Here is a 21,664-nt window from a genome sequence, read left to right as displayed (position 1 = left end):
CCCTGGTTCCCCGGCTTGGAAAAACAACGTTACGCCTTATTCAGCGTCTTCGTTATCTTGTTGTGGCGCAGAACCTTGCGCGCTGCCGCCATGGTGGTAGCTGCCAGAACCGCTAGTACCGGTGTTATTGCTGTGATGAGATACCGGACGTGACGGAACAACAGTTGAAATCGCGTGCTTATAGACCATCTGGCTGACCGTGTTTTTCAACAGGATCACAAACTGATCAAAAGACTCAATCTGCCCTTGCAGCTTAATACCATTCACCAAATAAATAGAAACTGGAACACGTTCGCGACGCAGTGCGTTCAAGAACGGATCTTGTAATGATTGCCCCTTAGCCATTCTATCTTTTCCTTATATGCTTGTTGTTTGTAACTCAAGAACCCTGAGGCTCTGAAAAACTGCGTAAGATACTGCGCACCATAACGATTCAATTGTACACATTCATTGGTGCTTCGCACTAACAACCTGTACTACATCGTTATAAGATTGAGACGGATTCTCACTGTCTAACCAGTGAACACCTTCCCAGCCTCTTAACCAGGTCATCTGGCGCTTAGCCAATTGTCTCGTCGCGCAAATACCACGATAAACCATTTCATCATGTGGAATTTCACCCGCCAGATAAGACCACATCTGCCGGTAACCCACACAACGAATGGAAGGCATATCCGTATGCAAATCACCGCGAGCAAAAAGAGCCCGCACTTCAGCTTCAAATCCAGAAGCTAACATCTGATGAAAACGCTGCTCAATTCGTTGATGGAGCAGTTCACGGCTCGCCGGGGCGATGGCGAACTGATGCACCTGGTAAGGCAGAGCTTCTCCTGACGTTTTCGTCAGTTCCGTTAAAGTTTTACCCGAAATGAAAAAAACTTCCAGTGCACGGGAAAGCCTTTGTGGATCATTTGGATGAATACGTGCAGCGGCGACAGGATCAACCTGTGCTAACTCACGATGCAACGCCTCCCATCCTTGCTCTGCAGCCTGTTTTTCTATCCGTTCCCGAACCTCGGGATCGGCAGATGGCAACGGTGACAAACCTTCTAACAATGCCTTGAAGTAGAGCATCGTTCCCCCGACCAGCAAGGGAATACGCCCAGCGGCAGTAATATCTGCCATTTCAGCCAACGCATCGCGCCGGAAATCTGCGGCGGAATAAGCCTGTGCCGGGTCGAGAATGTCGAGTAACCGATGCGGAGCCTGAGCCAGTTCTTCGGCCGTAGGCTTCGCTGTACCAATATCCATTCCTTTATAGATAAGGGCCGAATCGACGCTTATCAACTCTACCGGCAACGTTTTACGCAAATTAATGGCTAACGCTGTCTTACCTGAGGCCGTCGGCCCCATCAGAAAAATTGCCTGTGGCAGGCTTTGCTTAACTTCAGTCATGTTTCAGGGCGTTCATCGCCAATTGTAAATCAACAGGTTGTAACAAACCGCCAGGTGGTGATTTCACCAGCTGCGGACAAAGGCGCTCTACATCAGCCAGCAAGGCAATTGCCTGTGCCTGATTCCATTGTTCATGAAAGCCGTCCATTTGACGAGCAAACCATTGAGCAATCTGAGTTGCGCTCACCTCTGTCTGTTGCGCCAGGTATCCTGGCAGTTCGTGAATCAAGATTTGTAAATTTTGTTTACGTAAAGGTAAAGGTACGGTGCGAATTGTTATCTGACGCGACTCTGCGACAAATTCGATACCCATTTCCAATAAAAGCGACTGATATTTAACCAGAACGTCCTGTTCTTCTTTCGTCACTTTCAGGCGTACAGGGATCAGCAATGGTTGTGCCCGCGCACCTTCACTACCCGGTACTAACTGAGCCATTTTCAACCAGCGTTCAGCCACGCTTAATGAAAGCAGCATGATTTTTCCGTCGCGTTCCAGCAATGCCATGTCTGGTGCGAGCACCGTCAGTACACGGCCAAAACTTTGTGCATGGGCGTCTAACGCTGCGTCAGTTTCAGGTTCAGCGGCACGATTTTTTGGCGTCGGGGAGGCTTGCGTATTCAGAAGTTCGCGATACAACGCCCCTTCTTTTTTCTGGAAACCCGGTGCCGCATGAGGCCATAAAGGTGTGTTTTTGCTGACACCGCCGCCACTATATTCACCGCTATTTGGCGAAGAACTGCGAGACGATGATTCGCGAACAACCGAAGAAGTGGGTGCTGGTGTTGAAAACTGGTTGCGGCCAGATGCCACACGGTTTTCCGGCTGCCAACTCTGTTGCGGTTCTTCGGTAGCCTCTTCCAGTGGCAAACGGTTTTCTGTCTGCTGCTGCAATACGCTCAGTACCCCCTGGTAGATAAAATCATGTACCAGGCGAGACTGGTGGAACCGCACTTCGTGTTTGGCGGGATGCACATTCACATCCACCTGATGCGGGTCGATCTCCAGATAGAGCACAAATGCCGGTTGCTGATCGGCTCCAAGCTTATCTTCACAGGCCTGACGAATGGCGTGATTGATCAAGCGGTCGCGCATCATGCGGCCGTTCACATAGCAATATTGAATCTCTGCCAGTGCGGAAGTCGTCGCCGTAGGTTCAGCCACCCATCCACGTAACGCAAGGTCACCATGCTGCCATTCAATGGCCAGCGCTTGTTCGAGGAAAGCCGTACCACAAATCGACCCCAGCCTACGTTCACGAGGCGCGCCTTCTGCGACCGCACGATACTGCCGAATGACTTTGCCGTTATGTGTCAGATTGATCGACACATCAAAGCGTGCCAGCGCAATACGTCTGACAATCTCATCAATATGGTTGAATTCGGTTTTTTCAGTGCGCATGAATTTGCGCCGGGCAGGCGTGTTGTAAAACAGATCCAACACTTCAAGCGTGGTTCCGACTGGATGCGCTGCGGGTTTCACCGTCACATCTTGTTCTCGGCCTTCGGCATAGGCTTGCCACGCCTCACTTTGATCGGCAGTACGTGACGTTAACGTCAGACGGGCAACCGAGCTAATACTCGCTAACGCTTCGCCACGAAAACCAAGGCTGATTATCGCCTCAAGGTCATCAAGTGAAGCAATTTTACTGGTGGCATGGCGCGCCAACGCAAGCGCCAGCTCGTCTTTTTTGATACCACAACCGTTGTCGCGGATACGAATGAGCCTGGCACCACCGCGTTCGATATCAATATCAATACGCGTAGCGCCAGCATCCAGACTGTTCTCAACCAGCTCCTTCACCACCGATGCGGGGCGCTCTACCACTTCGCCAGCAGCAATCTGGTTGGCAAGTTGCGGCGGCAGAACCTGAATCGGCATGAAATTTCCTTATTGAGTAATCGCGACCTGATCGAGACCCGCACCTTGCGAACGTGCGGTTTGCCCCGGTCCAGGTGCTGATTGTAACGGATGCGTCTGGAAATAGTCCCTCAACCCTTGATAAATGGCCTGGGCAATTTTTTGCTGATAATCATCGCTATCAAGCAGACGCTCTTCCGAGTTGTTACTGATAAACCCGGTTTCCACCAGCACAGAAGGGATATCTGGTGAGCGCAATACGCCAAGGCTTGCATGCTCAGGGCGACGCTTGTGTAACGCACCGACGCGTTGCATTTGAGCCAGTACTTTTGTCGCCACATCATACCCGACACGCTGGGAATGGCCGAATTGCAAATCCAGCACCGCCTGGCTCAGATACGGATCGGCCTGGCTATTAGCCAGTACATCGCCCGCACCACCCAGCAACTCGGATTGTTTCTCGTGCTGTTCGAGCCAGCCCGCCATTTCGCTATTTGCGCGACGGTTTGACAACACCCATACCGATGCTCCCGTCGCATCGCGGTTAGGTGCAGCATCAGCATGAATGGAAACCAGAATATTAGCGTTCTGCTTGCGTGCTACGTCTGAGCGCCCCATCACTGAAATGAAATAGTCGCCATCACGGGTCAGCACGCCTTTAAACATCGGGTCATCATTGAGCAAGGAACGTAGCTTACGGGCAATAGAAATAGTGACATTTTTCTCTTTTGTACCACCAGGACCAATCGCACCCGGATCTTGTCCACCATGCCCTGCATCAATGGCCACAACCACGGTATCGGATTGAGTTGTGGTGCGCTGAGTTCGCGCAGGATGCATCGCCGTATTCGAACTGATGGCTCCAGTCACGGTCTGCGGATTAAAGGGATTTTTTGCAGGTTCTGTTGAACGGACAACGGGCGGCGCCTCAACACGTTTAGCCACCACCGGAGGAGGAGGTGGCGGAGGCGGAGCATCGGCGTTAATGGTAAACACTACCGTGTAATTAGAACCATTTTGCTGTTTTACAGCGCGAGTTTTGCCAGGCTCAGTGAGATCAACCACCAGGCGTAAAGAATCGCTGTCTTTTGGTTGCCCTGACCGAATGCTTTTCACCAGGTTATTGCCACTGAACAACAGCGGTAATCCTCTGATCACACCCGTTTGTTTGATATCCAGAGCAACGCTTTTCTTATCATCCTGAGAAAAAGCATATTCAGGATCACCAATAAAACTAAAGGTGATCCGCGCCTGAGAATCACCATTTGATACCTGAATATCCGCTAAACTCGCGGCACCCGACTGTGCCGTAAGCAACAGTAAGCACGCCGCCATCAACCAACTTTTCACGCGAAAGATCATCCCGTCATCCTTGTTATTTGGCAAACCGCGCCAGTAACGACTCACCAGATGAGGAAACTGCTTTCAGGCACGCCTCGCGCCCTTCGGCCTGGTAACTTAGGTGGATTTCGACATCCGGTTCCGGCAGCACACCCTGACCTTTTTGCGGCCATTCCACCAGACTAATTGCGTCATTGGTAAAATAGTCACGAATTCCCATAAATTCGAGTTCTTCTGGATCAGCAAGGCGATAGAGATCAAAGTGATATACCATCAAATCGCCGAGCTCATACGGTTCGACCAACGTGTAAGTTGGGCTCTTAACATTGCCTTTATGGCCCAACGCTTGCACAAAACCACGGCTGAATGTCGTCTTGCCCGCACCCAGGTCACCATACAGATGAATCACTGTGGCACCGATACAGGCTTTTGCCAGACGCGCACCCAATTCTAAGGTCGCAGTTTCATCAGGTAATGCGATAACTCGATTAATCATTTTCTTTGCTATTCAAATCCGGGTTAACAAAAGGGTACATCGTCGAGAATAAGTCGCTTGCTAACATGCCACGTGTACCGAAGCGCTGAGCCAGTACATCAGCAGCAGCGCCATGTACAACACATCCGGCGCATGCCGCATCATACGGGGTTAACTTCTGTGCCAGCAATGCTCCGATGATCCCGGATAGCACATCCCCCATACCGCCACTTCCCATCCCGGCATTTCCCACATCAATGAGTGAGCATTCGCCGTTTTGGCTGGCAACAACCGTACCGGCACCTTTTAAGACCACAATTCCGCCATAACGTTTTACAAGACGGTCAGCGGAAAGTAAGCGGTCACTCTCAATTTGTGATACCGAGCAATTTAACAGCCGGGCAGCTTCACCAGGATGCGGCGTAATAACGCGATTCTGACGTTTATCGGGATTGATTGCCAGAAGGTTGAGCGCATCGGCATCCCACAGCATCGGTTTACGGCAGTTCTCTACTTTTTGTAGGGCTTTTTTGCCCCATTCCTGCTGCCCAAGACCGGGGCCGATAACCACCACATCCGCCCATTCGAGATATTCATCAAGTGAATTTGACGTGAGATCCTGAACCATCAGTTCTGGTCGGGCGGTAATAAGCGGTGCAATGTTTTCTGAACGAGTCAAAACTTTGACCAAACCCGCTCCAGCGCGTAGCGCAGCCTCACCGGTCATTCGAATCGCTCCGGCAGTACCGTGGTCACCACCAATGATTACCAGCCGCCCATTTGTCCCTTTATGCGACGTAGGTTTACGCGGAGGCAGCCAGCCCGTCAGTTGCGCACTATCCACACGGCTTATTGGCGCAGTTTGCCCCTGCAACCAGGTTTCAAGACCCAACGCATTAAAATGCAGTCTGCCCACTACATCACGCGCTTTCCCGGTCAGTAAACCAGGCTTAAGAGCAATAAACGTAATGGTATGAGAAGCGTTAATCACAGCGCCTGGTGTTGCACCAGTTTCTGCGAGTAAACCGGAAGGAATATCCAGCGCAATAACAAGTGCCGAATGCTGATTACACTTTTCGATAAGCCGGGCGGCCGCATCGCGTGGGGCGCTGTTTATCCCTGTGCCGAGCACACCGTCAATCACAAGATCGATATCGTCAGGCCAGACATGCTCTGGTGCATGAATAACGCCTGCAGCATCCAACCAGGCATCACGTGCGTAAGCGGCTTCTTCAGGCAACGGTTTGTCGCTTTCAAGCGCCAGTAACGTGACGCGAATACCAGCAGCCTGCGCAAGTCGTGCGACGACATAACCATCGCCACCATTGTTGCCATGCCCACATGCCACAAGCCAGTGCTGAGTTTGCGGGTAGAGTTCGTGGGCAACATTAAACGCCGCTGCCCCTGCCCGTTGCATTAACTCGTATAACGTTAATCCCAGGTAATCCGCTGCCTGTTTCTCAGCGGTGCGCAACCAGTCTGCGGACCAGACTGAGTGTGGTATACTTTTGGCGGTTATTTTTAGGCTCAGGTCCGTCATGTCACAGCCCCTCGATCTCAATCAATTAGCGCAAAATATCAAACAGTGGGGTATCGAACTCGGTTTCCAACAAGTTGGCATAACCGATACCGATCTCTCTGCCAGCGAGCCTGCGCTCCAGATGTGGCTGGATAAACAATATCATGGCGAGATGGACTGGATGGCTCGTCATGGCATGATGCGCGCCCGACCACACGAATTGCTGCCCGGTACTTTGCGCGTCATTAGCGTGCGGATGAACTATCTCCCCGCGAATGCAGCTTTTGCTTCCACGCTCAAAAATCCCAAAATCGGTTACATCAGCCGTTACGCGCTTGGGCGTGATTATCACAAACTGCTACGTAATCGGCTCAAAAAACTGGGCGAGATGATCCAGTCCCATTGTTCCACGCTGAATTTTAGACCTTTTGTGGATTCAGCGCCGATTCTTGAACGCCCATTGGCTGAAAAAGCTGGGCTGGGCTGGACAGGTAAGCACTCACTAATCCTCAACCAGGAAGCAGGATCGTTCTTTTTCCTCGGCGAACTGTTAGTCGATATACCACTGCCAATTGATAATCCCATTGAGGAAAAGTGTGGGCGTTGTGTGGCCTGCATGACTATCTGCCCGACTGGTGCGATTGTGGAACCCTACACCGTTGACGCCCGCCGTTGTATCTCTTATCTCACTATTGAGCTTGAAGGTGCAATCCCGGAAGAGTTCAGGCCGCTTATCGGCAATCGAATCTATGGTTGCGACGACTGCCAGCTGATTTGCCCGTGGAACCGTTTCTCACAATTAACCACAGAAGACGACTTTAGCCCGCGTAGCAAATTGCATGCGCCGGAGCTGGCTGAGCTGTTCACCTGGAGCGAAGAGTATTTCCTGCGCGTGACAGAAGGTTCGGCAATTCGTCGAATTGGCCATTTACGTTGGCTACGAAATATTGCGGTGGCGTTGGGAAATGCACCCTGGGATGAAGCGATTCTGGAGACGTTGCAGCAACGGAAAGGTGAGCACCCACTTCTTGATGAGCACATTGATTGGGCGATTGCGCAACAATTAACCAAGCGAAGCGAGGACGCTACCGAAGTCCAGCTCCCGCAGAAACAGCGTCTGGTTCGTGTGATTGAAAAGGGACTAAAACGTGATGCTTGATATGTCCACAGGATGTGAATAAAAATTTGAACACCTTGTCCTGCAAACGAAAAAAAATCTGCAAGCGATCCGCTTAACATTCTCAAATATTAAAAAAATGATATTAATCAAATAGTTAAAATATTCTTATAAAAATTAAGAAATAGTTAGCGATCTAAGTGAATAGACAAAGGCTGTGGATAAGTCTGTTTACAAGAATTTATCGCGAACGTAAAAACCACCACCGACGCTGGTTAGCGTTGTGGATAATTTGTACTGGATATTAGAATTTGGAGCGGGAAACGAGACTCGAACTCGCGACCCCGACCTTGGCAAGGTCGTGCTCTACCAACTGAGCTATTCCCGCTTGGGTGGTGCGTGGCTGTAAAAGCCAATCAAATTTTGGAGCGGGAAACGAGACTCGAACTCGCGACCCCGACCTTGGCAAGGTCGTGCTCTACCAACTGAGCTATTCCCGCTTGGGTGGTGCTGGCTGTAAAAAGCCTAATCAAATTTTGGAGCGGGAAACGAGACTCGAACTCGCGACCCCGACCTTGGCAAGGTCGTGCTCTACCAACTGAGCTATTCCCGCTCTGTGTAACGCTGCAAATTCTGCATCGGTACGGGAGGCGCATTATACGAGAAATCGTTTTAGTCGCAAGCCCTCAAACGATTTTTTTTGCTATTTTTGTTTGAATGCTGATTAATTCGACAAAATGATTATTTTCCCAGCGAATAACAGGAAAATCTCTCGATCCTGCCTTTTTCGGATGAGTGAAAAAAACAGAACCGAGGCTAACAAATTCTTATAACTTGATAAAATTCTCGCGGTAGAAGGCAAGCTCTGCCACCGATTCACGAATATCATCCATCGCCTGATGGGTACCCTGCTTTTTGAAATCAGCCAAAATTTCAGGTTTCCAACGGCGCGCCAGCTCTTTCAGAGTGCTGACATCCAGATAACGATAGTGGAAGTACTCTTCTAGCTCAGGCATGTACTTAAACAGGAAACGGCGATCCTGGCCTATGCTGTTACCACAGATTGGAGAACTATTAGCGGGAACCCACTCTTTCAGGAACTCAAGTGTCGCCAGTTCAGCCGCACGGTCATCCATGGTGCTTGCCTTCACGCGCTCTACCAGCCCGCTGCCAGTATGGGTACGCACATTCCAGTCATCCATCAACGCCAGCTGTTCGTCAGACTGATGAACCGCGATCGTTGGCCCTTCGGCGAGGATATTCAAATTGGCATCGGTAACCAGAGTGGCAATTTCAATTATGCGATCCCGCTCGGGGTCCAGGCCGGTCATTTCTAAATCAATCCAAATCAGATTGTTTTCATTTCCACTCATGCTATTTTCCACCCTTCTTGTGCGTAGCCCACCTTTGTCGATGGGTTAATTCGTATAAAATAGTGTGTATCATAGAGGTTTTGCCCATCACGGGCGACCAGGAGCCAGTAAGATTGAGCAAAAATAAACTCTCCAAAGGACAGCAGCGCCGGGTTTCAGCAAACCACCAGCGTCGGCTTAAACAGACTGTGGAGAAAGCCGATCCTGACGACTCTCAGTTTGGTGAACCGCGCGATGGTCGCGTCATTAGCCGTTTCGGCCAACATGCCGATGTTGAATCACCAGGTGGTGACATTCACCGCTGCAATATTCGCCGCACCATCCGTTCGCTGGTAACCGGCGACAATGTGGTCTGGCGTCCAGCCAAAGAAGCTGCGGCTGGCGTAACCATAAAAGGCATTGTTGATGCGGTGCACGAGCGCACTACCGTCCTGACACGCCCTGATTTCTATGACGGCGTAAAACCGATTGCCGCCAATATCGACCAAATCATTGTGGTTTCCGCCATTCTGCCCGAGCTGTCACTAAACATTATTGACCGTTATCTGGTAGCGTGTGAAACACTGGACGTTGAGCCACTGCTGGTACTGAATAAAACCGACCTGCTCGATGAAGAAGGTCTTGCGTTCGTTAATGAACAAATGGATATCTACCGCAAAATTGGCTACCGCGTCTTAATGGTTTCCAGCCACAAAGTAGAAGGTCTGAAAGAGCTTGAAGAAGCCTTGATCGGCCGCGTCAGCATTTTTGCCGGGCAATCCGGTGTGGGGAAATCCAGCCTGCTGAACAACCTGCTTGGTTTTAAAGAAGCCCAGATTCTGGTTAATGACGTTTCTGACAACTCAGGTCTGGGTCAGCATACAACCACTGCATCTCGTTTGTATCACTTCCCGGGCGGCGGTGATGTAATTGACTCTCCAGGCGTTCGTGAGTTTGGTTTATGGCACTTAGAACCCGATCAAGTCACTCAAGGGTTCACTGAATTCCACGAGTATTTAGGGCGTTGCAAATACCGTGACTGCAGCCACACCAACGATCCTGGCTGTGCGCTGCGCGAAGCTGTTGAACGTGGGGAAATCGCCGAAACGCGTTTCGAAAATTACCATCGCATACTGGAAAGTATGTCCGAGGTAAAATCGCGTAAAACCTTTTCCGATACTGACCGCTGACAATTAAGCTGGGCATCGCTAAAATCGCGCTCCTTTTTGTGTATGCCCGCTAAATATGGGTACTTAGCCAGGAGGCTATCTTGTTAGACAACTTTAAACTTTCGCTCCAGTACATCCTGCCTAAACTATGGCTGACTCGCCTGGCAGGTTGGGGTGCAAGCAAACGAGCTGGCTGGTTGACCAAACTGGTTATCGACCTGTTCGTCAAATACTACAAAGTCGACATGAAGGAAGCTCAGAAGCCGGATACTGCCAGCTATCGCACCTTCAATGAATTCTTCGTGCGCCCACTACGTGACGATGTTCGTCCAATTAATACCGACCCAAATGTACTGGTGATGCCAGCAGACGGTGTTGTAAGCCAGTTAGGCCCTATTGAAGAAGATAAAATTCTGCAGGCCAAAGGTCATAACTACAGTCTGGAAGCCCTGCTTGCCGGTAACTATTTGATGGCCGATTTGTTCCGTAACGGCAGCTTCGTTACCACTTATCTGTCACCACGTGATTACCACCGTGTTCACATGCCGTGTAATGGTATTTTGCGTGAAATGATTTACGTACCGGGTGACTTGTTCTCCGTAAACCATTTAACCGCGCAAAACGTGCCGAACCTGTTTGCCCGTAACGAACGCGTAATTTGCCTGTTCGACACCGAGTTTGGCCCAATGGCGCAAATTCTGGTGGGTGCAACCATTGTTGGCAGCATCGAAACCGTATGGGCTGGCACCATCACCCCACCGCGTGAAGGTGTGATTAAGCGCTGGACATGGCCTGCTGGTGACAACGAAGGTTCTGTAGCGCTGCTGAAAGGCCAGGAAATGGGTCGCTTTAAACTCGGTTCAACAGTAATCAACTTGTTCGCACCAGGTAAAGTGAACCTGGCCGAACAGCTGCAAAGCCTGTCCGCAACCAAAATTGGTGAACCTCTGGCAATCTCTACCGAGCCGGTGATCGAGCCGGAAGTACCAGTGAGTGAGATTTCTGAAATGGAAGTTGCTGCCGATCAGGAAAGCAAACCAGACGTTTAACGCTCCTACCCCAGCCCTCGCGACATCGCAGCGAGGGCTGATTCACCTATAGGTATTCACGTGCGCCTGATAATCACAATTCTGATGGCCTGGTGCCTTAGTCTACCGACGTATGCCGCCACAGCCCCCGACGCCAAACAAATCTCCCAGGAACTAGAACAAGCTAAGTCTGCAAAAGACAAACCTGGCAGCCCTGAAACCGTGGAAGCACTTCAGGCCGCGCTCAACGCGCTTGATGAACGTAAAATCTCGCTGGAGCGTGTCACGCAATATCAGCAAGTTATCGATAACTTCCCCAAACTCTCTGACACCTTGCGTCGGCAGATAAATAATCTGCGCGATGAACCGCCAAAAGTGCCAGAAACCATGAGCACCGATGCGTTAAATCAGGAAATCCTGCAAGTTAGCAGCCAATTGCTGGATAAAAGCCGCCTTGCGCAACAAGAGCAGGAACGCACCCGAGAAATCACCGATTCGCTCAGCCAACTGCCTCAACAGCAAACAGATGCACGCCGCCAGCTAAACGAGGTGGAACGTCGGATGGGCACCCAGCCTGCTAGCAGTACACCGCTGGCGCAGGCACAAAATCTCTCTTTACAGGCTGAATCATCACGCCTGAAAGCCCTGGTCGATGAACTGGAACTGGCACAGTTGTCTGCCAGTAACCGCCAGGAACTCGCGCGGCTACGGGCAGAGCTGGCCCAAAAACAGAGCGCGCAACTGGATGCTTATCTCCAGGCATTGCGTAATCAGCTCAATAATCAGCGTCAGCGTGAAGCGGAAAAAGCGCTGGAAAGCACCGAATTGTTGGCAGAAAGCAGTGCTAACCTGCCATCAGGTATCGTTGATCAGTTTAAAAATAACCGCGAATTATCCCAGGCGTTGAATCAACAGGCTCAACGAATGGATTTAGTGGCTTCTCAGCAACGCCAGGCCTCCAGCCAGACATTGCAAGTGCGTCAGGCACTCAACACACTGCGCGAACAGTCACAATGGCTTGGCGTATCGAATGTGTTGGGTGAAGCCTTGCGCGCTCAGGTGGCTCGTTTACCTGAAATGCCAAAGTCTCAGCAACTGGATACCGAACTTGGCCAGTTGCGTGTACAGCGTCTGCATTATGAAGATCTGCTGAACAAGCAGCAGCAATTACGCCAGATTCGTCAGAACGATGGGCAGGAGCTGACCAGTGAGCAAAATCGTATTCTGGAAGCGCAATTGCGCACCCAACGCGAACTGCTCAACTCCTTGCTGCAAGGTGGCGATAACCTGATTCTCGAACTGACCAAACTGAAAGTGGCGAATAGCCAACTGGAAGATGCGTTAAAAGAGGTCAACGAAGCAACACACCGCTACCTGTTCTGGACCTCAGATGTCAGCCCGATGGGCATAACCTGGCCGGTAGAGATTGTTCAGGATTTGCGTCGTCTGGTGTCGATGGATACGTTCAGCCAGCTTGGCAGTGCGACCATCATGATGCTCACCAGTAAAGAAACGCTGCTGCCTTTGTTCGGTGCATTGATACTGGTGGGCTTTAGTGTCAGCTCCCGCCGCCATTTTTCTGCGTTCCTTGAGCGCTCTAGTGCAAAGGTCGGAAAGGTTACTCAGGATCACTTCAGCTTGACCTTACGTACCGTTTTCTGGTCGATTCTGGTGGCTCTGCCTTTACCCGTTCTTTGGGCAACGCTCGGTTACGGGCTGCAATCTGCCTGGCCATATCCCCTTGCGGTGGCTATCGGTGATGGAGTGACCGCCACGGTTCCGCTGCTGTGGGCCGTGATGATTTGCGCAACGTTCGCCCGCCCAAATGGCTTGTTCATCGTGCATTTTGGTTGGCCGCAGCAACGAGTTGCCCGCGCCATGCGCTATTACCTGATGAGTATCGGCTTAATCGTGCCCCTGATTATGGCATTGATTATGTTTGATAATCTGAATGATCGGGAGTTCTCCGGCTCGCTCGGAAGACTGTGCTTTATGTTGATTTGCGGCGCAATGGCACTGGTCACCCTGAGTCTGAAGCGCGCAGGCATTCCGCTGTATCTGGATAAACAAGGTAATAGCGAAAACATCGCTAACACCATTTTGTGGAACCTGCTGCTTGCCGCCCCGTTGCTCGCCATTCTGGCAGCGGCAGTGGGTTACCTGGCAACGGCCCAGGCCTTACTGGCAAGGCTTGAAACGTCAGTGGCTATCTGGTTCTTACTGCTCGTTGTGTACCACATCTTCCGCCGTTGGATGCTGATTCAGCGCCGCCGTCTCGCCTTTGATCGCGCTAAACATCGCCGTGCTGAAATCCTGGCCCAGCGTGCGCGTGGTGAAGAAGAAACCGCACATAGCCACAGCAATGAAGGCTCATCAGAAACTATCGAAGAACCTGAAATCGATCTGGATACCATCAGCGTGCAATCACTGCGTCTGGTGCGGTCAATTCTGATGCTGATTGCGCTGCTGTCGGTCATTGTGTTGTGGTCAGAAATCCACTCTGCATTTGGTTTCCTTGAGAACATCACCTTGTGGGATGTGACTTCAACAGTACAAGGCGTGGAAAGCATCGAGCCGATAACCCTGGGTTCAGTGTTAATTGCTATTCTGGTGCTGATTATCACCATGCAACTGGTGCGTAACCTCCCTGCGCTACTCGAACTTGCACTGCTACAGCATCTGGATTTGGCGCCAGGCACAGGCTACGCCATTACCACCGTAACCAAATATCTGCTGTTACTGATCGGTACGTTAGTTGGCTTCTCGATGATTGGCATTGAGTGGTCAAAATTGCAGTGGCTGGTCGCAGCCCTTGGTGTCGGTTTAGGTTTTGGTTTGCAGGAGATCTTCGCCAACTTTATTTCCGGCCTGATTATTCTGTTCGAAAAACCGATTCGTATTGGCGACACCGTGACTATCCGCGATCTCACCGGCAGCGTCACCAAGATCAACACCCGCGCGACCACCATCAGCGACTGGGACCGTAAAGAGATAATCGTGCCAAATAAAGCGTTTATCACCGAGCAGTTCATCAACTGGTCGTTGTCGGATTCAGTAACGCGTGTGGTGCTAACTGTTCCAGCTCCGTCTGATGCAAACAGCGAAGAAGTCACGAAGGTGTTGTTGCAGGCGGCCCAGCGCTGTTCATTGGTAATTGATAACCCACCGCCAGAAGCGTTCCTTGTGGACTTGCAGGCGGGCATTCAAATCTTTGAGCTGCGTATCTACGCCGCAGAGATGAACCACCGTATGCCGCTGCGCCACGAGATTCATCAGCTCATTCTGCAAGGTTTCCGCGAACACGGTATTGAGCTGCCGTTCCCACCATTCCAGATGCGTCTGGATAGTCTGGGCGGGCAACGTAGCAGTAAGACGCTGACTTCGACAGGGAAAGCAGGCAGGACGCCGGGGAGTTTGTAAAAAAAGCGGGTGAAGCTAAATGCTTACCCGCTCTATTTTTTACTTCATTTAGGGTGGATAAGCGCAAGCTCATCCACCGTTTTCTTAAGCCCGGTCTACCGGGAACGCCAGCACATCAGCAAGGCTTTCAGCCTTCAGCGCTAACATAATCAAACGATCCACACCTAGTGCAACACCTGAACAATCCGGCAATCCCGCCTTGAGTGCTTCCAGTAAATTCACATCTACCGGCTGCTGCGGTAAACCGCGCGCGGCACGTTTACGGTTATCCTGCTCGAAACGCTGCTGCTGCTCACCGGCGTCAGTCAATTCGTGGAAACCATTCGCCAGTTCAATACCACGGAAATAAACCTCGAAACGCTCTGCAACGCGGTGATCTTCGGTACTGATTTGTGCAAGGGCTGCCTGGCTTGCGGGGAAGTGATAAACAAACGTCGGTTTGTCTTTACCAATATGTGGTTCAACACCCATGCTGAACAGCAGTTGCAGCAAGGTATCGCGGTCTTCTTCCTGATCGGCGATGTTGCTTAAATCGAGTTTTTTGGCCACTTCACGCAACTGCGTTTTATCCGCAGAAAGCGGGTCAATCTCCAGGTGGCGCAGGAACGCCTGCTGATAAGAGAGAGACTCTGCCGCATCAGTTTCCAGAACCTGTTGCAGTAAATCATCAACTTCATTCATCAGACGATACATATCGTAGCAAGGGCGGTACCACTCCAGCATAGTGAACTCTGGATTATGATGGCGCCCCATCTCTTCGTTACGGAAACTGCGACACAGTTGGAATACCGGGCCAATGCCCGCCGCCAGCAGGCGTTTCATGTGATATTCCGGGCTGGTCATCAGGTACAGATTAACGCCCTGAGCGTGACCAGGGCCAACAAAACGGGTTTCAAACGGGAACAGATTGATATCCGTAACCGTTGCCTGACTCATGCACGGTGTTTCCACCTCCAGTACGCCGCGATCGGCAAAAAAACGCCGAATGATGGTCATGATCGCTGCACGTTTCAACAGGTTGGGGATGGATGCGCTCGGCTGCCAGGTGGCCGTTTCGCTCATGGGGAAGTCTCCGTATTCAAACAAGGCGGAGAAGTCTACCCGCATCGCATAAGGGAGACAAATTTTGCGCAGTAAATTTTCACCGTTTCCAGCTCGTAATTGGCATTAATAATCTGTATTTCGTGACGTAACTCATCACCACTATTAATTAATTGCTGCACTGAACAGCAAAAAAATCGAACACGTCAAATTTCCTTAAAAAGCCTGCGGCTATAATCCTCTACCTACAAAGGAGCAGGGATAACCCTTTCGCAATAGCTGGCGCCGTATTGGTGAACTACCTTTGGTTAAATTAGCTGTGCGAAATAACTAAAATCTGGAGGAATGTCGTGCAAACCTTTCAAGCCGATCTCGCCATAATAGGCGCTGGCGGAGCGGGCTTACGAGCAGCCATAGCGGCGGCACAAGCCAATCCACAAGCCAAAATAGCTCTGATTTCCAAAGTCTACCCAATGCGTAGCCATACCGTGGCCGCCGAAGGGGGTTCTGCCGCCGTCACGCAGGATCACGACAGCTACGAATACCATTTTAATGACACCGTGGCCGGTGGCGACTGGTTGTGCGAGCAGGATGTGGTCGACTACTTTGTCCATCACTGCCCTACTGAAATGACTCAGCTTGAACAATGGGGTTGCCCATGGAGTCGCCGTCCAGACGGTTCCGTAAACGTTCGCCGCTTTGGTGGCATGAAGATTGAGCGTACCTGGTTTGCCGCAGATAAAACCGGCTTCCATATGCTCCATACCCTGTTCCAGACCTCCTTACAGTTCCCGCAAATCCAGCGTTTTGATGAGCATTTCGTACTCGATATTCTGGTCGATGACGGCGAAGCGCGTGGCGTGGTCGCCATGAATATGATGGAAGGCACGCTGGTGCAAATTCGCGCCAACGCAGTCGTGATGGCGACGGGCGGCGCAGGCCGTGTTTATCGCTATAACACCAACGGCGGCATCGTGACCGGTGATGGTATGGGCATGGCGTTGAGCCACGGCGCACCGCTACGTGATATGGAATTTGTGCAATATCACCCAACTGGCTTGCCAGGTTCCGGCATTCTGATGACGGAAGGCTGCCGCGGTGAAGGCGGTATTCTGGTCAACAAAGATGGTTATCGCTATCTGCAAGATTATGGAATGGGGCCAGAAACACCGCTGGGCGAGCCGCGCAACAAATACATGGAACTCGGTCCGCGCGACAAAGTCTCTCAGGCCTTCTGGCACGAATGGCGTGCAGGCCGTACCGTTCCGACTCCACGTGGCGATGTGGTTTATCTCGATCTGCGTCACCTGGGCGAGAAAAAACTGCTCGAACGTCTACCGTTTATCTGCGAACTGGCAAAAGCGTATGTTGGCGTTGACCCGGTAAAAGAGCCGATTCCAGTTCGTCCTACCGCGCACTACACCATGGGCGGCATCGAAACTGACAGCCAGTGTGAAAGCCGTATCAAAGGGCTGTTTGCTGTGGGTGAATGTTCTTCCGTTGGCCTGCATGGCGCGAACCGTCTGGGTTCTAACTCCCTTGCAGAACTGGTGGTGTTTGGTCGTCTGGCGGGCGAAAGCGCGATGCGTCGTGCTAACGAAGCACAACCGGCTAACGATGTTGCACTGAACGCGCAAGCGGCTGATGTCGAAACGCGTCTCAAGAAATTGGTTAATCAGGAAGGCAGTGAAAACTGGTCGAAAATCCGCGATGAAATGGGTCTGTCGATGGAAGAAGGTTGCGGTATTTACCGCACGCCAGAACTGATGCAGAAAACCATTGATAAGCTGGCTGAGCTGCAAGAGCGCTTCAAACGTGTGCGTATTACTGACACATCCAGCGTGTTTAATACTGATTTGCTCTACACCATCGAGTTGGGCCACGGCCTGAACGTGGCGGAATGTATGGCGCACTCGGCGATGGCTCGTAAAGAGTCGCGCGGCGCGCATCAGCGTCTGGACGAGGGTTGTACCGAGCGTGATGACGTGAATTTCCTGAAACATACTCTCGCTTTCCGTGACGCCAATGGAACTACGCGTCTGGAATACAGTGATGTAAAAATCACTACGTTGCCACCGGCTAAACGCGTCTACGGTGCGGAATCAGAAGCAGCCGACAAGAAGAAGGAGATGTCGAATGGCTGATACGATGAAGACTCTGAAGATTGAAGTGGTGCGCTACAACCCGGAAACGGATAACGAGCCACACAGTGCAATCTATGAAGTGCCTTATGATGAGCAAACCTCACTGCTGGATGCGCTGGGTTATATCAAAGACAACCTGGCACCAGACCTGAGCTATCGCTGGTCATGCCGTATGGCTATCTGCGGTTCTTGCGGCATGATGGTTAACCGTGTACCAAAACTGGCCTGTAAAACCTTCCTGCGTGAATACACTCAGGGCATGAAGGTTGAGGCACTGGCGAACTTCCCTATTGAACGCGATTTGGTGGTCGATATGACTCACTTTATCGAAAGCCTGGAAGCGATTAAGCCGTACATCATCGGCAACACGCGTACTCCAGACCAGGGGCCAAACACCCAAACTCCAGCTCAGATGGCGAAATACCATCAGTTCTCCGGCTGCATCAACTGTGGGCTGTGTTATTCCGCATGTCCGCAGTTTGGTTTAAACCCTGAGTTTATTGGCCCAGCTGCAATCACGCTTGCTCACCGTTACAACCTGGATAACCGCGACCATGGCAAGAAAGAGCGTATGGCGCAGTTAAACGGCCAGAACGGCGTCTGGAGCTGTACTTTCGTGGGCTACTGCTCCGAAGTGTGCCCGAAACACGTCGATCCCGCCGCTGCCATCCAGCAGGGTAAAGTCGAAAGTTCGAAAGACTTTTTGATTGCTACCCTGAAACCACGCTAAGGAGTGCAAAATGACTACGAAACGTAAGCCATATGTGCGGACGATGACCCCAACCTGGTGGAAAAAGCTGGGTTTCTATCGTTTTTATATGATTCGCGAAGGAACCGCTGTGCCTACCGTCTGGTTCAGCATCTTGCTGCTGTGCGGTCTTTTCTCTTTGAAAAGTGGCCCGGAAAGCTGGGCAGGGTTTGTCAGTTTTCTCCAGAACCCTATCGTGGTTATCCTCAACCTGATCACGTTAGCGGCTGCGTTATTGCATACGAAAACCTGGTTTGAACTGGCACCGAAGGCCGCCAATATCATCATCAAAGATGACAAAATGGGGCCAGAGCCAGTGATTAAAGGCTTGTGGGCGGTGACGGTTGTCGCCACGGTCGTCATTCTGTTTATTGCACTGTTCTGGTAAGGGGGACGTCATGATTAATCCGAATCCAAAACGCTCCGACGAGCCAGTATTCTGGGGTCTGTTTGGCGCAGGCGGTATGTGGGGTGCAATCATTGCTCCTGTTATCGTGCTGCTGGTTGGCATTATGCTACCGCTGGGGCTTTTCCCGGGTGATGCATTAGGCTATGACCGTGTGCTGGCATTCTCACAAAGCCTGATTGGCCGCCTGTTCATCTTCCTGATGATTGTCCTGCCGCTGTGGTGTGGGTTGCACCGTATCCATCACGCAATGCACGACCTGAAAATTCATGTACCATCTGGTAAGTGGGTGTTCTACGGCCTTGCGGCCATCCTGACTGTTGTGACTTTTATTGGTGTCATCACTCTCTAACGCTAAGTATTCCAGCCACAAGGCCTGCCATGTGCAGGCCTTTTTGTTTGTATCTTCCCGCTCACCCCGTAAGCATATTCGCTAAGAAACCCCTAAGGACTAATGATAAATTGAGTCGTTCAGAGCATGCTGTCGTGTCACTTTATGGAAGCCATTCAATGATGAAAAAAACACTTTGCTGTGTGCTAATGCTCACAGCCTCCTGCTCAGCGCTTGCCGCCACGAAAACGTTAACCGAAAAGCAGATTGATCAGACAGTCAATCAGACCATTGAGCCCCTGCTCAAAGAGCAAAATATCCCCGGCATGGCCGTCGCCGTTATTTATCAGGGAAAACCCTATTACTTCACATACGGCCAGGCTGATATCGCCAAAAATTTACCGGTCACGAAAGAGACATTGTTTGAACTCGGCTCTGTCAGTAAGACCTTTACTGGTGTTCTGGGTGGCGACAGCGTAGCGCGTGGGGAAATAAAACTAAGCGACCCGGCAACGAAGTACTGGCCTGCACTCACCGGGAAGCAATGGAAAGATATTAACCTGCTGCAACTTGCCACCTATACCGCAGGTGGCTTACCGCTACAGGTTCCTGATGAAGTCACAAGTCAGGCTGCCTTGCTCCACTTTTACCAGACCTGGCAGCCACAATGGGCTCCCGGCTCCACTCGTCTCTATGCTAATGCCAGCATCGGTCTCTTCGGCGCGTTGGCGGTGAAACCGTCAGGAATGAGCTTTGAAGAAGCAATGTCCAGGCGCGTATTCCAGCCGTTAAACCTTGTGCATACATGGATAAAAGTGCCCACAACTGAGGAGCACAATTACGCATGGGGTTACCGTAACGGTAAGGCAGTGCACGTTTCACCGGGTATGCTGGATGCAGAAGCCTATGGCGTGAAAACAACGATTGTAGATATGGCCAGTTGGGTACAGGCAAACATCAAGCCTGAACAGGTAGGAGCGCCAACATTACGTAAGGGAATTGAGCTCGCACAATCACGCTACTGGCGAATCGGAAGCATGTATCAGGGCTTAGGCTGGGAGATGCATAACTGGCCGGTTGATGCCAAAACAGTGATTAATGGCAGCGATAATAAAGTGGCGCTATCCCCTCAAACGGCGGCTGCTATCGAACCACCAGCGCCTGCTGTTAAGGCATCCTGGGTTCACAAAACAGGCTCAACCGGGGGCTTTGGGACTTATGTAGCATTTATTCCCGAGCAACAACTTGGCATCGTGATGATGGCAAATAAAAGCTACCCCAATCCCGAGCGGGTTAAAGCCGGGTACAAAATCCTCACAGCATTACAGTGATACATACCGGCCTGCTCAGCAGGCCTTTTTATTTCTTCCCGCATACCGCTCTTTTCCTGCTGCCATCTACACTTAGCTAAAACAACAGAAGGAATTAGCTATGCGCATCTGGCCGATTATCACCACTATTGCAGTTGCGTTTCTCGTTGTTGCCTGTAGCTCCCCGACCCCTCCACCAGGCACCACGGTGGTGAATAACTTTGAGGCTAAACGTTACCTCGGTAAATGGTATGAAATTGCCCGTTTTGACCACCAATTTGAAAGTGGGCTGGAGCAAGTGACCGCTACATATAGCACCATGGATGACGGTGGTATTCGTGTAATAAACAGAGGATTTAACCCTGACCGCCAGATGTGGCAGCAAAGTGTCGGCAAAGCTTACTTCACTGGAGACCCAAGTCGCGCAGCACTAAAAGTCTCATTCTTTGGGCCGTTTTACGGTGGGTATAATGTGATAGCCATTGATAAAGATTACCGGCACGCACTGGTATGCGGGCCGGATAAAGACTATCTGTGGATATTGTCACGAACTCCGACAATCAGCAGTGAAGTGAAGCAACAGATGCTTACTATCGCGTCACAACAGGGCTTCCCGGTCGAGAAGTTACTGTGGATTAAACAACCCGCCAGTTAATGAGTACTAATTTTCAGGCCAATAATCCCGATGACAATCAAAGCCAGGCTCGCAATGCGGGCCAGGTTTGCTGATTCGCCTAACAGCAAGATACCTGTGGTAGCAGCACCTACAGCACCAATTCCCGTCCAGACAGCGTAAGCCGTACCGGTCGGCAACGTTTTCATTGACCAGGACAGCAGCGCGATGCTGACAACCATTGCAACCACGGTGATAACGCTTGGCCACAGGCGGGTGAAACCATGGGTATATTTCAGGCCAACGGCCCACACAACTTCTAATAAACCGGCGATAACAAGAATAAACCAGGCCATATACAGCTCCATTATTGGGGCCGTCCCCGGAAATCAAGAAG

General features: G+C 51.1%; 19 protein-coding genes and 3 tRNA genes. 10 read left to right on the top strand and 12 right to left on the bottom strand.

Annotated elements, in window-relative coordinates:
• Positions 1–36: 36 nt before the first annotated feature.
• The 6 genes from hfq to nnr all read right to left on the bottom strand — a co-directional run bounded on the left by hfq (position 37) and on the right by nnr (position 6,609).
• Positions 37–345: an RNA chaperone Hfq gene (gene hfq, locus IX31_RS19295; protein WP_034461169.1), complete on the bottom strand. Its 309-nt coding sequence runs from the start codon at positions 343–345 to the stop codon at positions 37–39.
• Positions 346–447: 102 nt separating this feature from the next.
• Positions 448–1,395, bottom strand: a complete 948-nt coding sequence (miaA, locus tag IX31_RS19290; RefSeq protein WP_034461167.1) for a tRNA (adenosine(37)-N6)-dimethylallyltransferase MiaA — start codon at positions 1,393–1,395, stop codon at positions 448–450.
• The gene (gene mutL / locus IX31_RS19285; protein ID WP_034461165.1) at positions 1,388–3,274 is read right to left on the bottom strand and encodes a DNA mismatch repair endonuclease MutL; all 1,887 of its coding nucleotides are present in this window, start codon (positions 3,272–3,274) and stop codon (positions 1,388–1,390) included. The genes miaA and mutL overlap by 8 nt, the downstream gene beginning before the upstream one ends.
• Positions 3,275–3,283: 9 nt before the next feature.
• Complete coding sequence (amiB, locus tag IX31_RS19280) at positions 3,284–4,615, bottom strand: N-acetylmuramoyl-L-alanine amidase AmiB (RefSeq protein WP_034461163.1); 1,332 nt, start codon at positions 4,613–4,615, stop codon at positions 3,284–3,286.
• 13 nt (positions 4,616–4,628) lie between these two features.
• Positions 4,629–5,090 (bottom strand): tRNA (adenosine(37)-N6)-threonylcarbamoyltransferase complex ATPase subunit type 1 TsaE, encoded by a 462-nt coding sequence (tsaE, locus tag IX31_RS19275; protein ID WP_034461161.1) that lies wholly within the window; start codon positions 5,088–5,090, stop codon positions 4,629–4,631.
• Positions 5,083–6,609: a bifunctional ADP-dependent NAD(P)H-hydrate dehydratase/NAD(P)H-hydrate epimerase gene (nnr, locus tag IX31_RS19270; protein WP_034461158.1), complete on the bottom strand. Its 1,527-nt coding sequence runs from the start codon at positions 6,607–6,609 to the stop codon at positions 5,083–5,085. Before nnr ends, tsaE begins: the two co-directional genes overlap by 8 nt.
• Between nnr and queG the strand changes: the two genes are divergently transcribed.
• Positions 6,608–7,747, top strand: a complete 1,140-nt coding sequence (queG, locus tag IX31_RS19265) for a tRNA epoxyqueuosine(34) reductase QueG (protein WP_034461155.1) — start codon at positions 6,608–6,610, stop codon at positions 7,745–7,747. The two genes, nnr and queG, sit on opposite strands and share 2 nt — an antisense overlap.
• Positions 7,748–8,017: 270 nt before the next feature.
• On the opposite strand, the gene IX31_RS19260 is transcribed toward queG, so the two are convergent.
• The 4 genes from IX31_RS19260 to orn form a co-directional block, all read right to left on the bottom strand.
• Positions 8,018–8,093, bottom strand: a tRNA-Gly gene (locus IX31_RS19260).
• Positions 8,094–8,129: 36 nt separating this feature from the next.
• Positions 8,130–8,205: transfer RNA gene (locus IX31_RS19255), tRNA-Gly, on the bottom strand.
• Between the two features lie 37 nt (positions 8,206–8,242).
• Positions 8,243–8,318: transfer RNA gene (locus IX31_RS19250), tRNA-Gly, on the bottom strand.
• A gap of 214 nt (positions 8,319–8,532) precedes the next feature.
• Positions 8,533–9,078: an oligoribonuclease gene (orn, locus tag IX31_RS19245; RefSeq protein WP_034461152.1), complete on the bottom strand. Its 546-nt coding sequence runs from the start codon at positions 9,076–9,078 to the stop codon at positions 8,533–8,535.
• A gap of 113 nt (positions 9,079–9,191) precedes the next feature.
• On the opposite strand from orn, the gene rsgA reads away from it, so the two are divergent.
• From rsgA to mscM, 3 genes are all read left to right on the top strand, one after another.
• Positions 9,192–10,247 (top strand): small ribosomal subunit biogenesis GTPase RsgA, encoded by a 1,056-nt coding sequence (rsgA, locus tag IX31_RS19240; protein ID WP_034461145.1) that lies wholly within the window; start codon positions 9,192–9,194, stop codon positions 10,245–10,247.
• 80 nt (positions 10,248–10,327) lie between these two features.
• Positions 10,328–11,275: an archaetidylserine decarboxylase gene (gene asd / locus IX31_RS19235; protein ID WP_034461140.1), complete on the top strand. Its 948-nt coding sequence runs from the start codon at positions 10,328–10,330 to the stop codon at positions 11,273–11,275.
• 60 nt (positions 11,276–11,335) lie between these two features.
• Positions 11,336–14,674, top strand: a complete 3,339-nt coding sequence (gene mscM / locus IX31_RS19230) for a miniconductance mechanosensitive channel MscM (protein WP_034461139.1) — start codon at positions 11,336–11,338, stop codon at positions 14,672–14,674.
• An 84-nt stretch (positions 14,675–14,758) separates the two neighbouring features.
• On the opposite strand, the gene epmA is transcribed toward mscM, so the two are convergent.
• The gene (gene epmA / locus IX31_RS19225; RefSeq protein ID WP_034461137.1) at positions 14,759–15,736 is read right to left on the bottom strand and encodes an elongation factor P--(R)-beta-lysine ligase; all 978 of its coding nucleotides are present in this window, start codon (positions 15,734–15,736) and stop codon (positions 14,759–14,761) included.
• A 329-nt stretch (positions 15,737–16,065) separates the two neighbouring features.
• Here epmA and frdA point away from each other — a divergent pair, with 329 nt between their 5' ends.
• The 6 genes from frdA to IX31_RS19195 all read left to right on the top strand — a co-directional run bounded on the left by frdA (position 16,066) and on the right by IX31_RS19195 (position 21,309).
• Positions 16,066–17,859, top strand: coding sequence for a fumarate reductase (quinol) flavoprotein subunit (gene frdA / locus IX31_RS19220; RefSeq protein ID WP_034461136.1), 1,794 nt, complete (start codon positions 16,066–16,068; stop codon positions 17,857–17,859).
• 4 nt (positions 17,860–17,863) lie between these two features.
• Positions 17,864–18,589: a succinate dehydrogenase/fumarate reductase iron-sulfur subunit gene (locus IX31_RS19215; protein ID WP_422110237.1), complete on the top strand. Its 726-nt coding sequence runs from the start codon at positions 17,864–17,866 to the stop codon at positions 18,587–18,589.
• Positions 18,590–18,599: 10 nt separating this feature from the next.
• The gene (gene frdC, locus IX31_RS19210; RefSeq protein ID WP_034461133.1) at positions 18,600–18,995 is read left to right on the top strand and encodes a fumarate reductase subunit FrdC; all 396 of its coding nucleotides are present in this window, start codon (positions 18,600–18,602) and stop codon (positions 18,993–18,995) included.
• 10 nt (positions 18,996–19,005) lie between these two features.
• Positions 19,006–19,365: a fumarate reductase subunit FrdD gene (gene frdD / locus IX31_RS19205; protein WP_034461132.1), complete on the top strand. Its 360-nt coding sequence runs from the start codon at positions 19,006–19,008 to the stop codon at positions 19,363–19,365.
• 158 nt (positions 19,366–19,523) lie between these two features.
• Positions 19,524–20,675: a CMY2/MIR/ACT/EC family class C beta-lactamase gene (gene ampC / locus IX31_RS19200; RefSeq protein WP_072009485.1), complete on the top strand. Its 1,152-nt coding sequence runs from the start codon at positions 19,524–19,526 to the stop codon at positions 20,673–20,675.
• A 100-nt stretch (positions 20,676–20,775) separates the two neighbouring features.
• On the top strand, positions 20,776–21,309 hold the full coding sequence (locus IX31_RS19195) for a lipocalin family protein (RefSeq protein WP_034461131.1): 534 nt from the start codon (positions 20,776–20,778) through the stop codon (positions 21,307–21,309).
• Here IX31_RS19195 and sugE read toward each other — a convergent pair.
• Complete coding sequence (gene sugE / locus IX31_RS19190) at positions 21,306–21,623, bottom strand: quaternary ammonium compound efflux SMR transporter SugE (protein WP_034461130.1); 318 nt, start codon at positions 21,621–21,623, stop codon at positions 21,306–21,308. The genes IX31_RS19195 and sugE overlap by 4 nt on opposite strands.
• Positions 21,624–21,664 lie beyond the last annotated feature (41 nt).

This window comes from Buttiauxella noackiae (assembly GCF_000737905.1).
In the GTDB taxonomy this organism is placed as follows: Bacteria; Pseudomonadota; Gammaproteobacteria; order Enterobacterales; family Enterobacteriaceae; genus Buttiauxella; species Buttiauxella noackiae.
This window is presented reverse-complemented; position numbering and strand designations above follow the sequence as displayed.

What these genes read in the sequence shown, in the direction of transcription:
- hfq (WP_034461169.1), bottom strand. Translation starts at nt 345, where the DNA reads ATGGCTAAGGGGCAATCATTACAAGATCCGTTCTTGAACGCACTGCGT.
- miaA (WP_034461167.1), bottom strand. Translation starts at nt 1,395, where the DNA reads ATGACTGAAGTTAAGCAAAGCCTGCCACAGGCAATTTTTCTGATGGGG.
- mutL (WP_034461165.1), bottom strand. Translation starts at nt 3,274, where the DNA reads ATGCCGATTCAGGTTCTGCCGCCGCAACTTGCCAACCAGATTGCTGCT.
- amiB (WP_034461163.1), bottom strand. Translation starts at nt 4,615, where the DNA reads ATGATCTTTCGCGTGAAAAGTTGGTTGATGGCGGCGTGCTTACTGTTG.
- tsaE (WP_034461161.1), bottom strand. Translation starts at nt 5,090, where the DNA reads ATGATTAATCGAGTTATCGCATTACCTGATGAAACTGCGACCTTAGAA.
- queG (WP_034461155.1), top strand. Translation starts at nt 6,608, where the DNA reads ATGTCACAGCCCCTCGATCTCAATCAATTAGCGCAAAATATCAAACAG.
- nnr (WP_034461158.1), bottom strand. Translation starts at nt 6,609, where the DNA reads ATGACGGACCTGAGCCTAAAAATAACCGCCAAAAGTATACCACACTCA.
- orn (WP_034461152.1), bottom strand. Translation starts at nt 9,078, where the DNA reads ATGAGTGGAAATGAAAACAATCTGATTTGGATTGATTTAGAAATGACC.
- epmA (WP_034461137.1), bottom strand. Translation starts at nt 15,736, where the DNA reads ATGAGCGAAACGGCCACCTGGCAGCCGAGCGCATCCATCCCCAACCTG.
- IX31_RS19215 (WP_422110237.1), top strand. Translation starts at nt 17,864, where the DNA reads ATGAAGACTCTGAAGATTGAAGTGGTGCGCTACAACCCGGAAACGGAT.
- frdC (WP_034461133.1), top strand. Translation starts at nt 18,600, where the DNA reads ATGACTACGAAACGTAAGCCATATGTGCGGACGATGACCCCAACCTGG.
- frdD (WP_034461132.1), top strand. Translation starts at nt 19,006, where the DNA reads ATGATTAATCCGAATCCAAAACGCTCCGACGAGCCAGTATTCTGGGGT.
- ampC (WP_072009485.1), top strand. Translation starts at nt 19,524, where the DNA reads ATGATGAAAAAAACACTTTGCTGTGTGCTAATGCTCACAGCCTCCTGC.
- IX31_RS19195 (WP_034461131.1), top strand. Translation starts at nt 20,776, where the DNA reads ATGCGCATCTGGCCGATTATCACCACTATTGCAGTTGCGTTTCTCGTT.
- sugE (WP_034461130.1), bottom strand. Translation starts at nt 21,623, where the DNA reads ATGGCCTGGTTTATTCTTGTTATCGCCGGTTTATTAGAAGTTGTGTGG.